A 14,362-nucleotide genomic window follows, 5' to 3' on the forward strand; every position below is an offset into this window, starting at 1 on the left:
GTGGCAACCGCTTGAATAAGCTCATCGCCATCGTGGGTCCGACGGGAAGCGGCAAAAGCGATCTCGCCGTCAAACTGGCGAAAACCTTCTGCGGAGAAATCGTCAACGCAGACAGCCGCCAGCTTTTAAGATACCTGGACATCGGGACCGCAAAACAGACACCTGAGGATCTCGCCGGAGTACCAAGTCATTTATTTGACATAATTACTCCCGAAACAGATTTCAACCTGGCTGATTTTCAAAGACTGGCGTATTCCGCCTTCGACGAGATTCAATCCAGGAAGCGTTTGCCCATATTGGTCGGGGGCAGCGGTCTGTATGTCTGGACTGTTTTGGAGGGCTGGCAGATACCCAAGATTGCCCCGGACATGAATTTACGGAAAGAACTCGAGGGCAGGGCTAAGGCCGCAGGAAATGAAGTCCTTTACAAACGGCTTAAACTTATGGACCCTGAAGCAGCCTCCAGGATTGACCCTAAGAACACCCGACGGATAATTCGGGCTCTTGAGACCAGGATAGCAGGAACATCCAGTTCTGGCGATCGGCCAACCAAACAGGAACCTGCGTACCGGATTCTGGTTATTGGCCTCACGGCCGACCGAGAGGAACTGTACCGGAGGATTGACGCTCGCGTCGATAAAATGATAGAAATGGGCCTGGTTGAGGAAGTAAGAGCCCTGCTTGACAGAGGGTATGCGCCCGATGCCGCTGGGTTCAGAAGCGTAGGGTACAAAGAAGTTGTAAGCTATTTAAAGGGTGAACTTAACCTCAGAGAAACAGTTGAACGCATTAAGGTTGAAACCCATCGCCTGGTAAGACACCAATACAATTGGTTTCATCTGAACGACGAACGCATTCATTGGTTTGATATCGGGACTGAATATTTGGAAAAAGTAAAACGATTGGTCTGTGAATTTGTGAAAGAGGCTGATTCGAATTATGGATTTTACTAAGGTCCAGAGCGTCGGCAATGATTTTGTGCTAATCGAGACGGCTGATACCAAGAGTGATTGGTCAATTCTTGCCGGTGCAGTCTGCAACAGGCATTTCGGCGTCGGTGCCGACGGGCTATTGCTGCTCATGCCTTCGGACAAGGCCGATTTTCGGATGCGCATTTTCAACACCGACGGTTCAGAAGCTGAAGCCTGCGGCAACGGCTTGCGTTGCCTTGTCCATTATATAAATGCCAAGAATGTGTCAGATGCCAAAAACCTAACAATCGAGACTCTTGGCGGGGTCAGGAAAGCTGAAATCTCGGGCGATTCCGGGAAATCAAGGATTCGCATAGGAATGGGCGCCCCGATATTTGAACCGCACTCAATTCCGGTGAATACCGAATTGGGTAAAGGCGGCCTTGTTTGCGGTATGACGGTAAATTACCCATTTCAAGCCGGAAATGTACCTCTCAAACTCGGTTTTGTTTCCATGGGGAACCCGCATGCTGTTTATTTCACGGATAAACCGGTGAATGAATTTTCCCTAGCCGAGATCGGTCCGGAAGTTGAAAAGGCGCCGATTTTCCCCAGGAAGACCAACTTCGAGGTCGCACGTGTTAGGAGCAGTCGTTCCATCGAGATGAGGGTTTGGGAACGGGGCGTTGGAGAGACGCTCGCCTGCGGTTCAGGCGCCTGTGCCGTGGCTGTCGCAAGCTGGATAATGGGCTACACTGGTGATACAGTTGACATAACGTTACCCGGTGGGAAATTGACCGCCGAATGGTCCGGGCAGGGAGACGTGTTCTTGACCGGTGAGGCTGAAATTGTGTTTACCGGCGCGTGGCTTAAATAACTAAGGCTCTGAAAGGTTTAACCTATGAAAATCGCCCGGAGAATTGAAAATCTGCCGCCTTATCTATTTGTTACCATAAGCAAAAAGATAGCTGAAAAACGGGCACGCGGCGAAGAGGTGATCAGCTTCGGCATCGGCGATCCCGATCTTCCAACACCCAAAAACGTAATCGACAAACTGTGCCTGGCCGCCCATGATCCGGCGAACCATCGTTATCCAGAATCCGAGGGCATGCCGGAATTGCGAAAAGCTATCTCAACCTGGTACCAGCGACGGTTTGATGTCACCTTAGACCCGGATTCGGAGGTTTTGCCGCTAATCGGATCAAAGGAAGGCATCGGGCACATTACCTGGTGCATGCTGGACCCCGGCGATGTGGCATTAATTCCCGATCCGGCTTACCCGGTGTACGGTATAAGCACCTCGCTGGCGGATGCCGTTCCGTATCACATGCCATTGACTGCAGCCAATAATTTTCTACTAGATTTAGATTCAATTCCACACGAGATACTTGAGAAGGCAAAACTGCTGTGGATCTGCTATCCGAACAATCCCACCGGAGCAATCGCCGATATAGGATTCTTCGATAAAGTCGTGGCATTTGCCAAGGCTCACGACATAGCGGTATGCCATGACGGTCCGTACACCGAAGTGTCTTATGACGGATACAAACCGCCAAGTTTCCTGCAGGCTGCCGGCGCCAAGGACATCGGCATCGAGTTCCATTCGTTGTCCAAAAGCTACAACATGACGGGTTGGCGCGTCGGAATGGCGGTTGGTAACGCCAAAATGATCGATGCGCTCAAAAGGTTCAAATCTAATATCGACTCCGGCGTACCCCAGGCGATACAACTTGCGGCAATCGAAGCTCTAACAGGTCCCCAGGACGAGATTGCACGACATAATGCGATCTACCAGCGGCGGCGCGACCTGGTTGTTGAGACACTTCAGGACATGGGACTTGAAGTGCAGACGCCGAAAGCCAGCCTGTATGTATGGGCAAAAGTACCCAGGGGTTTTACTTCAGCCAGTTTTGCCACGGAAATGCTGGACCAGGTTGGCGTTGTTGTTACGCCGGGTACCGGTTACGGCGCCGAAGGTGAAGGCTATGTAAGGCTGTCATTAACCCTTTCTGACGCCAGTCTCGTTAAAGGTCTTTCTAAATTATCGTCCTGGAGGGGCACGGTTGGCAGGAGTAAATCCCGGTAGCCTTTCCTGACAAAATCCAGCTATCGTTATGTAAAGACCGTGCTCTGAGCACTCCCTAATTACCATAACATATATCTCCGGTATCCTATTTAGTACGATCGTTTGGCAGATAGGGAGCGCCGGCGGACGTTTTTAGAGTTGGAGTTAGCACGTCCGCCACATATTGAGCCGTTGATTTGCCGGCGGCGGCGGCCGCAACCTTTAGCGCTTTATGGATCGAGATCGGGATCCGGATCATTGTTGTCGTTTCGTCGCTCATAACTGTTATCATGTTATCACTATCTAAAAAGGCTTGTCAATACTTTTTTTAACCGGCTAATAACAAATGGATCCGGCCGGATCGGTACCGGAGCCGTTGCCGGCAACGGGAGCGGTACCGATATGTTTAGATCTAAACTGATCGGTACCGATATCGTCTCGGGTAAAATGCCAGGCGGGCGCCGGAGCGGGCCGCGTTGGGCATTGTAGCGCCTGGCTTTTTGGATCCGGACAACAAAAAAGCCGCGCGGGATCTTGCGCGGCTTTTATCAATCGTATTTAGCTTTAGATCGTTATCAAGGTCTTTAGCGGCCGGCCAGGGTAGAGCGTGCCGGTAAGATCCGCCCGTAATTTGTCGTATAGATCCTCGCTCATTGGCGTTGGGATCCGGCCGGCGCCCAGGACGGCGGCCTTTAGACATCGGTAACAATAGGCGCCCGTTTCAATACTGGCACACTCGCGGCGCGTGATCGGATTACGGGCCGGCGGGATCCTGGCCGTTACGATATAAACAACCTTGCCGGCGCCGGCGCCACATTTACAGCGTAGGCCGATGTTACCGGCCTCGCTCTCGATATACTCCGCGTTGTCGAGTCTAAAATCTTGTTTCATAGTCCGGAGATCTCCGATCTGTGATCTATTAGGTAGTCAATTAGATGGTCAATGAGCCAACAATCGGAAGCGAGCCAGGCCAGGGCATAGGGCCAGGCCGGCATAAAATGCCAGTAGGCCGCCCATTGGGCCAGGATAAACGCGGCCCAAAAAAAGGCGCCGTTCCGCCGGATATTGCGAGCGAGTTGATAAGTAAAAGGCTCTTGCCGGCAGAGTAGATCATGCCAAAACCAGTAATAGGCGCGGCCGATCGCAACCTGGGCAATTAGCTTTAGCCTGGCGATCATCGTAAACCGAGCCTATTAGCGATAAAATCAATCTTAGCCGCCACAGTTCCCAGGGCGGCAAACTCGGCCCGTATGTCGGTTACGACAACGGCGGCCCGTGTAAACTTCGTTCCGTCCCAGGTTGCGCCGATCTCCGCGCCGGCGCTGTCAAACTCCGATAAAAGAGTAGTGCCGGCCGGAGCCGCCCAGGCTTTGGCCGGATCTATGGCGCATACGTTTAATACTTTGCCGGTTGCCGTTTCGATCAAGGCTCTATTTAGAATGACCATACTCTAACCTCTCCGCGAGCGCCCTGGCCGCCGGCTCCGCTAATAGCAACTATACCCGCGCCACCACCACCACCGCCGCCGCCTGGCGCTCCGCCGGCGCCGCCTATATTCGTACCGCCGCCGCCGCCGGCGCCGCCCGTTCCACAGATACAGGCATTACCGGCCGTACCGGCTGTACCGGCGCCCGCGCCGCCCGCCGGCCCGCCGCCGTTTCCCCAATCGCCTACGCCGCCGCCGGCTCCGCCGTTGGTGTAAGCCGGCCCGCCTGTCGCGGATCCGCCGGATCCGCCGCCGCCGGCGCCGAATACTGAACTTTGACCATTTACGCCGGCTGCAGTTGTAGACGTTCCGCCCGCGCCGCCGCCAAACTCCGCGCCGTAGCCGGTTGCGCTTGCTATGCCACCCAGGCCGCCGGCCTGGGAGATCGCCGCCGTTTTTGTCGGTTGCGTAGTTCCTACATGGCCGCCGGCGCCGCCGACGGCTCCGCTATATCCGCCTAATCCGCCATAGCCGCCGTTAGCTCGGAGCCAGGCGCCAAAACTGGAATAGTTACCGGCCGTTCCTGGGGAGCCACTCGTCATATTTGAACTAGTTCCAGCGCCGCCGTTTGCGACTCCGCCAACTGTTACGGACTCCGTAGCGCCTAAAACGGAGATCGGGATAATCCGCCAGGCGCGAGCGCCGCCACCGCCACCACCGCCGCCGGAAGCGGGGTTCGCGTTACCACCACCGGCGCCACCGCCGCCGCCGCCGATAACTTCAACATAGGCAAGCGTTGTATTGCCTGGCTTATTCCATGTGCCGTTAGCCGTAAAGGATTGATAATTCACTCCGGAGCTAACGATCGCCGCCCAGGCGCCGGCTTGAACTTGATATAGGTTGCCGTTGTCTGTGGCTTTGTAAAGGGATCCGGCCGGCAGATTGGCCGCCGCCGGTATTGCGGCAAAGGTTCCGGATCCGGAGTAGATCGTAATAGCAACCCAGGCGCCGCCCTGTTGCTGATATACAACGAGCCGATCCGTGGCAAAATACACGGATCCGGCCGGCAGATCCGCCGCCGCCGGTATAGTGGCATAGGTTCCGGCGCTAGAGTAAATACTTATGGATTGCCAGGCGGAGCCGCTCCAACGATAGAGCGTTAGGCGATCCGTGGCATAACCAAAATCGCCGGCCGTTAGGCCGGCCGTGGGCAAATTGGCAAAGGTGTTATAGTACGCCTGGCGCACACTCGGAATGATTGTTACTTTATCCGTCATTTGTCCACTTCTCCAAAAACTTTACATTCTAGCCGGTTGAGCCGGCGATCGTCGTTATCAACTTTTTGCGTTAGCTTGCCGTAAGTAAAGGCAAAGGCTAAAAGGTTCAAAAAGCCAACGATCGAGCCGCCGATGATCGCGGCTAATAGTTCTCCGCTCAATTAGAAACTCCCGCCGTGTGATTTTTTCCAATCGGCTACAACCTGTGCCGATTGCGTGGGCGTTAATGCGGGCGTACTAGCAATTTGACTAACATTTACGCCGCCAAAATTGAAATTGGTACCATTGGCGGCGTTATAATTGTCCATTTTTTCCTTGTTCGCTACTATCGCGTACGCCTCCGGCGTTGCCTGGGCCACGTTCCAACCCGCCGCGCGGCCGATCGTGCTTTGTAGCCAGTTGGCAGAACCATTATTCACGGCGGCGGCCGTAGCCGCGCCCTGGCGCCCGCTCCATGCCGTCATAGCCTGGCCGGCGCTCGTATGCTCCACAAAGAGAGTGCCTAACCCGTAGCCGCCGGCAAAGGCTCCCGCGCCGGCTAATACTGTCGGTACTGTAAAGGCCGCCGGAGCGCCCAGGGCGCCGCCGGCGAGCGAGAAGCCGCGTCCCAGGTTAAGCAAACCGCGCTCGGTTGCCGTAGATAACGGACCTCGGGCCGCGCTAATTAGATCACTCGCAAAATTGCCGGTAGCTTTAATCACGGCGCCGCCTCCCGTTGCGATCGGCGGGATTAACTTAATCGCGCCGTATGTGCCGGCTATGCCTATGCCGGCGGAGATCACTCCGGAGCCGATATCTTTAGCGATCAATCCCCAATCTCGATTAACGATCGTCGTTCCGTCGTCGTTCTGTGTCGGGCCGTCGCCGCCAGGTAGTTTAATGTTAGTGACCTTATCCGTTAGGCCGGTGATTAGATCTAAAATGCCCTTGAAAGCATTATCGGTACCTTTGCCGGCGTCGGTTAGGGCCGTGTTTGTGGCGTCGGTTACGCCCTTTATGGCGTCGTCAACATAGCCGGTTAGCTGATCGAGTAAGCCATTAAGGCCGCCGCCCAGGCCGCCGGTTAAGCCGCCCAGGCCGCCGGATCCGGAGCCGCCGCCCAGGTTAAGGCCGCCGAGTAGTCCGGAGAGATCTATCATCGTCGAGCCGCCGCCCAGGCCGGAAAGCGCTTTGTCCGTTTCCTCTTTGGCCTTTGGAATAAGCATATAGGCGGCCAGGGCGCCGCCGCCGATCAATAGAATCGTCTCGCCGGTTTTCATAGCGCCCGCCTGGCCGCGTCGTTAGCGTCGTACGGCTTCTTTTTGAGCCGGATTACGATGTTACCGGCCGTTGTAGCAACGGCGCCATCATTCCTTACGTGGACAGTTCCGATATACACTCCATCGTCAACGATCCGGCTAGTCCTGGCGGGGATCGGAAACGTCCGATCGGCGTAAGCGGGCCGATCATTGATCGAGACTGTAACGGGATTGGCCGCCTCGTTGTTTATAATTTCGATCGAGTCTAGCGGCTCGTATTTTCGGGCGCCTGGGAATTGTTTGTTAATATTGATCTCGACGATCGCCGCCGGATCTATGGCGCCTGGCGTGTACGTAAAATCGGGGGAGCCGCGCGTTTTAGCGCGGTACTCGCGCTCGGCTTGAGTCCTGGCGATCGAATTGCTAAAAAGCATTGTCATAATCTAAATTTTCCCTTAATTAAGGCTCCGGCGGGCCTGGGATCCAGGCCCGCCGGCAGTCCTTAGAGTGTGTAGTTGGTAACGGGGATCGAGAAGCCGGCGGAGTCCTCGGCGGCTGGCCGAGAAATGGCCGCGTACTTAATATGGATTTTTGAATCCTCGCCCACGATCGGTTTTTGAATCTGTTCGGGGAGAGCGATCATTTGGGCCATATCTGTCGGCTGTGCCGTGGTGATCGTGGTGTTTGTCGTGGTGTGCAGTCTGTTGGTGTCGTCCATTTCCTTGACGACTAAAACGTACTGCTCGGCCGCGTCCGCGATCCCAAGCCTAACGACGCCAGTTGCGAAATCCGTGGTCTTGTCGAGCAAAGCAAACCACATATAACCTTGATTATACGGGGTTAAAGCGTTGCCGGATCCCCAACGGATACCGCGCTGTGCCAGGACGGTCTTTCGCCATATCTGGAAAAAGCCGGCGCCGGCGGCGCCCATAGCGCCATAGACTTCGGCGGCCGTATCGTACGGCAGATCGCCGTCGGTAATGACGACGTTTGCGCCGTAAGAGTTGTTAAAGCGGCTTTTCGGTGCCGCCTGGGCCTGGCCGCGTCCCATGACTGAACCTAGAAGGCTGTTTAAGTCCATTTTAGATTACCTGTTCGGCGGGTGCGGAGCTTGCGGCCACGGCGGACGATCCGGCTATGCCGGAGAATTGGAAGAAACCGGCAGTTGTAGCGAGAGCTACACCGGCCTCGCCCTTAACAACGGATCCGGCCAGGACGGGCGCGACGAGCGAGCCAATCAAGCCGTTACCGAATACGGAGCGGCCGAGCGAGTAAATCAACCCGCCCAGGGCGCCTACGGCATAGTTGCCAAAGGCTGATTTCATGGTACGTACTGAAGGTACGCCAATTTTGTCCAAAGTGGTCTTGCTCCTATTTCGATTTACGCGGCGCTCCGTGGTACTCGACTAATGCCCGTCGTGATCGGCCGTATTGCCAATTAATGAGATTGGCCGCCCGATCCTTGCGCCTTTGTATGATCCTAGCGTATTAGGATCCGGCCCAGGGAGTCAATACTAAAAAAGGGCCGCCGGCTCTAATTTTCCGCGTTTACGGAGAGCCGGCGGCAAACGTAGTTAAAAAATCTTTTTTAGTGGCTCGATTTGTCCGCCTTTGGTACCGGAGACATAAGTTTATACTGGCGTGTTTGATCGCATAGGTAGAAGTAGAACGGCGGGAGCGTTTGAACCGCGTCTCCCAGGCCGGCGGAGAGATCGTTAAGGTACTTTTGATCGTTAACTCCGGCCAGGCGGAACAAAAAGAGATAGTCCGCTTGCTCGGTTATATCTTGATGTAGCTTAACCGGCCGTTGAGTGATAAAAAGTACCGATAGATCATATTGCTCATGTCGGCACCAGTCGTTAAGATCGCGGACGGCCAGGGGGAGCGGCGCCGGCTTTGGCGGGCAGAAACGATGTGACTCGTCAATAACGAGTAGCCGGTAGGCGCGGGAGCGCATGACGCCACGGATAACCTTTTCTAGCTCGGCCGGCGAGTTGCGATCGTTGGGCCGGTATATGTCGTACTCGGCCTTTAGGTTGTACTCTCCCAGGCTGTCATAGATTAGCGCCTGGGCGCCGTACGTCCTCGAGATCGTATCGGCCAGGTTAGACTTTCCGGATCCTTTAAGGCCGGCGATAACTCCGGTTTTACCCTTTAGGTTGAGATCCATTTTTTACCTCGTTTACTAGCTCGCCTAGCGTTTTATTTTGGAGAAACGCGAGAACCTGGCCGACAGTTAGGCCGGAGATCCCGCGCTTGTCTAGTTCCTGGGAGACTCGGCCCAGGATAGCCGGCCAGTCCAGGGCCGGTACGGCGGGCGGAGCGGGCGGCGGCGGCGGCGCCGGCAGTAGTGGGCCGGATCTCTCCGGCGGAGCCTGGGCGGGCGCCTGGGCGGGCGCTGGCGGCGCCAGGCGTCGGATAGCCGCGTCCGGCCCGATTAGCGGCATACCGGTTTTTTGGGCCAGGTTGTTAAGGTTAGTCATAAACTGATTTGCTCCGGTGATTAGGCTATTTAGGCCGCTCATTAGATCCGAGCCGGCCGGAGCGCCGGCGCCGGCGGATCCGGCCGCCTGGCCGGCTATGTTGAGTATGTCGGCTTGTGTTTTTAGGCTCATTTAACGGCGCTCCAATCATGGACGGCTCCACACGTCGGACAAGTGGCGGCGCCCTTTTTGATATCCGATCCACAGTCTATGCAGTAATACGATTTGCCGGCCGGCGGTTTTGTGACGTTAAGCGGTTGGGCCGCCGGATCGGTACCGATAGCCGCCTGGGCGGGCGTGGCCGGCGGATCGGCCGGCGGATCAGCCGGCGGGCCGCCGTGGTACTTGCTAACGTGTCGATCTAACGATGCTTTGGAACTAAAGGGGCCTTTAGAACAATGCGGGCAAGGGTGAGTCATTAGGTTACTACCTCCTCGTTAAGTTTGTGATCTCCACACCAATCGGTGTTAAAGACAACCGGATAACCGGACATGGTAGGGGCGTGGCGTCGGCAACGTCCCACGGCCTCGCGTTTTTCGACAAACCACATACACGAAAGGCACCGCATTTTTACGCCGCGTCCGGCCCAGGGATCGGGGGCTTTTGGGATAGCCCGCCCGACGTTAGGAATTGCATTATTCGGTTTTTCATTGACAGTTTCACACATGTTAAAAAGGTTCCTTTTTTGTTATTCGGCCGTTAATCGTGGCCGGCTACGATTGGCGCGGGGCGATCCTTTTTATCAAACAAAGACATTTCATAGTTTTGCCGTTTTAACCAGGTCAAACACCGGACCGGCTGCCAGGAATAGCCAGGTAAAAAGGCCCACACGCCGGCTCGGCTAAAACCTCGACAAGTTGGGCTACAATAGTCAAGGTATAAAACGTTATCGACGTGTTCGCGGAAAAAAAGCCGGATCCGATCACGGAATAACGCGTTACCTGATAAAGCCCTCGCGTCGGCATACTCTTTTAGGTTGTCGTGGTCTTTGATCTGATATGGGGGATCGAGTAAACACCACTCGAAATGATCCGAGCAGCTCGATATATATTTTTCGACGCTCATTTTTAGAGTGGCTTCTTCGCATTCCAGGTCTACACGGATCCGGCCTATTGTCGAACGGCCCGAATAAAGGTGTAAAACGTTATCCGAGCTGCCGATCAATTCCCTTATGATCCGTTCCGGACCGGACGCAAACGCCCCTCTATAATCGCCCGGGCGGTTTGGTGTTTTCTTGTCTCGGAATTGTTTTAGGTTGTTAACCGATCTCGGGGTAACACCTAACGGCAATACCTGGGTAATCATCGGCCGGCCGCCTTTGCGCCGGCGTAGATCGAACAACGATAGATACAATAAGCCTCGCCCTGTTCGGTGATCGGCAATAGGCTATACTGGCACCGGCCCCAGGGCGGTATACCGCTTTTACAATGCCGGCAAAGTTCGGCTATGGCTTGTTTGATTCGTTCGGTACTAATTTCAGGCATACTAAACCACTCCGGCGGCCAGTTTCGGGCCTTGTACGGGCATTGTAGGGGCCGCGTTTTTCTTAGCCGCGGCGTTTCCAGGGGCCATCAATCGCAACCGCAACGTATAGCACCGGCCGGCGTCGTCGATCCGGCCTACTTTTTCGGCCTGGGCCTGGGCGGCGGCCAGGGCGGCGGCGATCTGCTTAATTTCGCGTTCGTCTAACCTATATTGATTTGACGGGTTCATAGTATCTCCTTTTTTTCCTTTTTTTCGTATCGGTTGAACCTTTGGGGCGGCCCAGGGTTTTACCGCCGGCGGCCAGGCGGGCCAATCCGGCCTTTGTGCGCTCAGATCGGCGTTTACTCTCCCAATTAGCAACCCAGGCGATCAGGGCCGTAAAAACTTCGTCTAGGCCGCCAGGCATATCTAACCATTGTTCTTGATAGCTTAAAACACGAACGCCGACGGACCTAAAATCGGCAATCAGGGATAACGCCCGCGTTGGCCCCTCGCGTGTTAGGCGATCTAACGCCCATACTGCTACAATGTCCCAGGGCCGGCCGCGTCTACGGCTATCGGCCCTTAAGCGGGCTAGTTCGGTTTGGTGGCCACTCTTGAAAGCACTCTCGCTCTCTTGATAAACGGCCGCGATCCCTAGCCCGCGTTCATTTAGCCAACGAGTCAAAGCTATTAATTGATTGTCTACTGTTTGATCGTCAGTTGATACGCGAACATAGAGCGCGGCCGCCGGTTGTTTCATGCCTTTTACCTCCTAATTTAATACTCTCGTGGGCTACGTAACCGCAGAATATACAGACCTGGCAATTATCCAGATCCCGATCGAATACCAGGCGCCGGCCGCCCTGGGTACTGGCGCCACAATGCGGGCAAGTGTCAATAATGACGCGGCGCCATTGTTTCACTCGCCGGCCTCGTTAAATAGCTTTTCGTCAAAGCATGGGCCGTCAATGTCGTATGGATCGGCGGCCGGATCTATGCCGAGATCTCCGGCCAGGTTGTCGAGTTCGGCTAAGACTTCCTCACAGCGGGCGGCGAGCGTCCAGTTAGGGCCACGGGCTATAGTCCGTTCGGCAATTTCGAGCGCGAGATCATAGGCCGCGCCTTTAACGGCAGTCCAGGAATGAAGGTGGAAGGCGTAGGCGAGTTTTTGAAGGGCCGAACACTCGTGTCCGTCCGCCTGGCCGCACGTTGACAAGATATTGTCCAGGTTGGCATTAAAGGCGGCACGATCCGCTTTAGCCATCGCCTGGCCTAAGATGATATCGGCCTTTTTCGAGTCTGATTTACCGCCCTGGGCGACAACCTGGGCCGGCGTCCGGCGGGGTTTTTTGGCGGGTTTGGCCGGCAGAACTAACGCGCCTAGTTCGATATCGGCCCACATCATATCCGCTGTAAGTTCGGGGCTAAGGCGGGTTTTGTCCAGGTAGGCGTTAACAACTTCGTCCGCTTCGGAGAGAGCGATTTCGATTACCGGCTTTTTGGCGTCGCAACATTTAGTAGCCGCGTGGCGACCCATAGGGCCGGAGTAGGGGCGGTCGCATACCAGGCATTGGTATACGTCTTTAGAGAGTTTGCGGTAGTACTTAGACGACACAGGCCCTCCGAACGGATAAAATAATACCGGCGCGATAGCCGGCGGCGTGTTTTTTACGCCGGCGTAGCCGCCGGCTAAGTTCTCCCAGGGATTTATCGGTACCGATCGGGTTATAATAGGCGTTTTTCGGTGGGTATTGAGAGATCGCCCAGGTCAACGGGGCGGGTAACACGGCTTCGCCCGCCGTATTCAAGCCGGTATCTAAGTGTGTGGAGATCATCGGCCCGTTGTTTATAGGGGCTATCGTATTCGTGATAGTGGGCGTGGTTGGCGTTTTCAGCTTCGGCGGCAAGTTCCGCTCTCCTGAGTAAGCCCAGAATGATCGCCAGTTCGTACGGGTTAAGCTTCGGGCGGGCGTCAACTTCAAAGTTGATTGACATTTTTCTACCTCTTTTTTCGGTTCGCATATGCGAGTTACGGTTAACTTAGAGTGTTCTCTTTTTAGAACGGGCGGCAAAGCTAAGCATTTAGCTTCAAGCGGTACCGATCCTTTTATGATTACTTTATGTAAAAGCATTTCGCACCTATTATGTTAAGTGTTATATCTCTATATAACATAACATATATAGTGCGAACCATATAAACGTGAAATAACCCAGTCCCCATTTAGCAAAAGCCAATTATCTTTGAGGTCGCGGATCTCCGCCGCCCGGATTATGGATAAAGCATTCACCGTTTCGAGTCTCGAGCGCTATCTTTTGAGTTTGTCAGGTTTGAAAACCGAACGTCGAGTTGCCAGGTACCAGCTGCCCGATTCCTAGTGAAAGGTCCTTAAGTCCCCACCGGTTGGTCGCCGAGGTGAACACAGTACATGCTGGCTCAACGCCGCGTTCTTTCAAACCGCTCAGCGCTTCTGTTTCGTTTTTAGCGTTTACCAGGCCTGGTAACAAGTCTATCTTGTTAAACACAGTGATCCGTGGTTTTTCGTCGATTTCAAGTTCCTTAAGGATAGTCTCAACAGTCTGACACTGCCCTACCGCATTTCTCGATGTTATGTCAATTACATGGATCAATATGGAAGCCTCGGAGAGTTCCTCGAGAGTGGCCCGGAAGGCTTTCACGATCGTCGGCGGCAGCTTTTTAATAAACCCGACCGTGTCTGTTATCAGGATTTGCCGTTTGTCGGGCAGCGTCATTCGCCTGGTCGTCGGATCCAGGGTGGCAAACAATTTGTCTTCTACAAAAACATCAGCTTTGGTCATAGCCCGCATAAGGCTGCTTTTGCCGCTATTGGTATATCCCACCAGGGCAGCTACCGGAATCCCTTCTCTTTTCCTCTTTTGCCTGTACAGGTCTCGTTGGCGGCTCACATCGTCAAGTTTGGATTCCAGGACGACAATTTTGCGCTGCAATATGCGCTTGTCAGTCTCTAGCTGGGATTCGCCGGGACCTCTGGTACCAATGCCGCCCCCGAGACGCTCCAGGTGACTCCATTGTCCGGCAAGGCGGGGCAGCAGGTATTGTAACTGCGCCAGTTCAACTTGAAGTTTTCCTTCCCTGGTGTGTGCGTGCCGGGCGAAGATGTCGAGGATAAGAGCTACCCTGTCGATCACCTTGACCTTCAGGGCTTCTTCAAGAGTTCGCTGCTGCAACGGAGTTAGTTCGTCGTCGAAAACCGCGGTGTCATAGTTGATTTGGGCTCGGGACTCGATTAGTTCGTCGAGCTTCCCTTTCCCCAGATAGGTCACCTTTTGGGGTTGGGGCAACCGCTGCGTCAGGCGCCCCACCACAACGCCCCCTGCGGTTTTGACCAGTTCAGCCAGCTCCGTAAGCGATTCGTCGGCAGTCCACTCAGACTGAGCCTTGGGATTGCCGGTATTGATGGCGACCAGCATTACCCGTTCAGGTTCAATTGAGGTATTGATAATCGATTTCGGGAT

The 14,362-nt window shown here is 54.8% G+C and carries 22 protein-coding genes; 4 read left to right on the forward strand and 18 right to left on the reverse strand.

The window, feature by feature from the left end; genetic code table 11:
• Nucleotides 1-11 precede the first annotated feature (11 nt).
• Genes miaA through Dform_RS04205 form a run of 3 tightly spaced genes read left to right on the forward strand, consistent with a single transcriptional unit; the run spans nt 12 to nt 2,997 of the window.
• Nucleotides 12-953 carry a tRNA (adenosine(37)-N6)-dimethylallyltransferase MiaA gene (gene miaA, locus Dform_RS04195; RefSeq protein ID WP_076003915.1) on the forward strand — a complete coding sequence of 314 codons (942 nt, stop codon included), beginning with the start codon at nt 12-14 and terminating at the stop codon, nt 951-953.
• Nucleotides 940-1,788: a diaminopimelate epimerase gene (gene dapF / locus Dform_RS04200; protein WP_076003916.1), complete on the forward strand. Its 849-nt coding sequence runs from the start codon at nt 940-942 to the stop codon at nt 1,786-1,788. Before miaA ends, dapF begins: the two co-directional genes overlap by 14 nt.
• A 24-nt stretch (nt 1,789-1,812) precedes the next feature.
• Nucleotides 1,813-2,997, forward strand: coding sequence for an LL-diaminopimelate aminotransferase (locus tag Dform_RS04205; RefSeq protein WP_076003917.1), 1,185 nt, complete (start codon nt 1,813-1,815; stop codon nt 2,995-2,997).
• Nucleotides 2,998-3,082: 85 nt separating this feature from the next.
• On the opposite strand, the gene Dform_RS11005 is transcribed toward Dform_RS04205, so the two are convergent.
• The 8 genes from Dform_RS11005 to Dform_RS04240 form a co-directional block, all read right to left on the reverse strand.
• Nucleotides 3,083-3,256 (reverse strand): toxin-antitoxin system HicB family antitoxin, encoded by a 174-nt coding sequence (locus tag Dform_RS11005; protein ID WP_158513463.1) that lies wholly within the window; start codon nt 3,254-3,256, stop codon nt 3,083-3,085.
• Between the two features lie 284 nt (nt 3,257-3,540).
• A complete protein-coding gene (locus Dform_RS04210; protein WP_076003918.1) occupies nt 3,541-3,867 on the reverse strand; it encodes a hypothetical protein in 327 nt (108 codons plus the stop codon).
• A 283-nt stretch (nt 3,868-4,150) separates the two neighbouring features.
• Nucleotides 4,151-4,423: a hypothetical protein gene (locus Dform_RS04220; RefSeq protein WP_076003920.1), complete on the reverse strand. Its 273-nt coding sequence runs from the start codon at nt 4,421-4,423 to the stop codon at nt 4,151-4,153.
• Entirely contained in the window at nt 4,411-5,679 is a 1,269-nt protein-coding gene (locus tag Dform_RS11355) for a hypothetical protein (RefSeq protein ID WP_158513464.1), read from the reverse strand. Before Dform_RS11355 ends, Dform_RS04220 begins: the two co-directional genes overlap by 13 nt.
• A complete protein-coding gene (locus tag Dform_RS11360) occupies nt 5,676-5,840 on the reverse strand; it encodes a hypothetical protein (protein ID WP_158513465.1) in 165 nt (54 codons plus the stop codon). The genes Dform_RS11355 and Dform_RS11360 overlap by 4 nt, the downstream gene beginning before the upstream one ends.
• Entirely contained in the window at nt 5,841-6,938 is a 1,098-nt protein-coding gene (locus tag Dform_RS04230) for a hypothetical protein (protein ID WP_076003921.1), read from the reverse strand. It abuts the gene before it with no gap.
• Nucleotides 6,935-7,351, reverse strand: coding sequence for a hypothetical protein (locus Dform_RS04235; protein WP_158513466.1), 417 nt, complete (start codon nt 7,349-7,351; stop codon nt 6,935-6,937). The genes Dform_RS04230 and Dform_RS04235 overlap by 4 nt, the downstream gene beginning before the upstream one ends.
• 68 nt (nt 7,352-7,419) lie before the next feature.
• Nucleotides 7,420-7,968, reverse strand: coding sequence for a hypothetical protein (locus tag Dform_RS04240; RefSeq protein ID WP_145925530.1), 549 nt, complete (start codon nt 7,966-7,968; stop codon nt 7,420-7,422).
• Here Dform_RS04240 and Dform_RS11215 point away from each other — a divergent pair.
• A complete protein-coding gene (locus tag Dform_RS11215; RefSeq protein ID WP_145925531.1) occupies nt 7,967-8,236 on the forward strand; it encodes a hypothetical protein in 270 nt (89 codons plus the stop codon). The genes Dform_RS04240 and Dform_RS11215 overlap by 2 nt on opposite strands.
• Before the next feature lie 269 nt (nt 8,237-8,505).
• On the opposite strand, the gene Dform_RS04250 is transcribed toward Dform_RS11215, so the two are convergent.
• The 10 genes from Dform_RS04250 to hflX form a co-directional block, all read right to left on the reverse strand.
• Entirely contained in the window at nt 8,506-9,087 is a 582-nt protein-coding gene (locus Dform_RS04250; RefSeq protein WP_076003925.1) for a zonular occludens toxin domain-containing protein, read from the reverse strand.
• Entirely contained in the window at nt 9,065-9,532 is a 468-nt protein-coding gene (locus tag Dform_RS11220; protein ID WP_076003926.1) for a hypothetical protein, read from the reverse strand. Before Dform_RS11220 ends, Dform_RS04250 begins: the two co-directional genes overlap by 23 nt.
• Nucleotides 9,529-9,819, reverse strand: a complete 291-nt coding sequence (locus tag Dform_RS04260; protein ID WP_076003927.1) for a hypothetical protein — start codon at nt 9,817-9,819, stop codon at nt 9,529-9,531. Before Dform_RS04260 ends, Dform_RS11220 begins: the two co-directional genes overlap by 4 nt.
• A gap of 280 nt (nt 9,820-10,099) precedes the next feature.
• A complete protein-coding gene (locus Dform_RS04265) occupies nt 10,100-10,705 on the reverse strand; it encodes a hypothetical protein (RefSeq protein ID WP_076003928.1) in 606 nt (201 codons plus the stop codon).
• A complete protein-coding gene (locus tag Dform_RS04270; RefSeq protein WP_076003929.1) occupies nt 10,702-10,884 on the reverse strand; it encodes a hypothetical protein in 183 nt (60 codons plus the stop codon). The genes Dform_RS04265 and Dform_RS04270 overlap by 4 nt, the downstream gene beginning before the upstream one ends.
• Before the next feature lies 1 nt (nt 10,885).
• Nucleotides 10,886-11,113: a hypothetical protein gene (locus Dform_RS04275; RefSeq protein ID WP_076003930.1), complete on the reverse strand. Its 228-nt coding sequence runs from the start codon at nt 11,111-11,113 to the stop codon at nt 10,886-10,888.
• Nucleotides 11,091-11,627 (reverse strand): recombinase family protein, encoded by a 537-nt coding sequence (locus Dform_RS04280; RefSeq protein ID WP_076003931.1) that lies wholly within the window; start codon nt 11,625-11,627, stop codon nt 11,091-11,093. Before Dform_RS04280 ends, Dform_RS04275 begins: the two co-directional genes overlap by 23 nt.
• Before the next feature lie 159 nt (nt 11,628-11,786).
• On the reverse strand, nt 11,787-12,482 hold the full coding sequence (locus tag Dform_RS04285; protein ID WP_076003932.1) for a hypothetical protein: 696 nt from the start codon (nt 12,480-12,482) through the stop codon (nt 11,787-11,789).
• Nucleotides 12,483-12,592: 110 nt separating this feature from the next.
• Nucleotides 12,593-12,862, reverse strand: coding sequence for a hypothetical protein (locus Dform_RS04290; RefSeq protein ID WP_076003933.1), 270 nt, complete (start codon nt 12,860-12,862; stop codon nt 12,593-12,595).
• Nucleotides 12,863-13,189: 327 nt separating this feature from the next.
• Entirely contained in the window at nt 13,190-14,317 is a 1,128-nt protein-coding gene (hflX, locus tag Dform_RS04295) for a GTPase HflX (protein WP_076003934.1), read from the reverse strand.
• Nucleotides 14,318-14,362: the final 45 nt, after the last annotated feature.

Source organism: Dehalogenimonas formicexedens, assembly GCF_001953175.1.
Taxonomy (GTDB): Bacteria; Chloroflexota; Dehalococcoidia; order Dehalococcoidales; family Dehalococcoidaceae; genus Dehalogenimonas; species Dehalogenimonas formicexedens.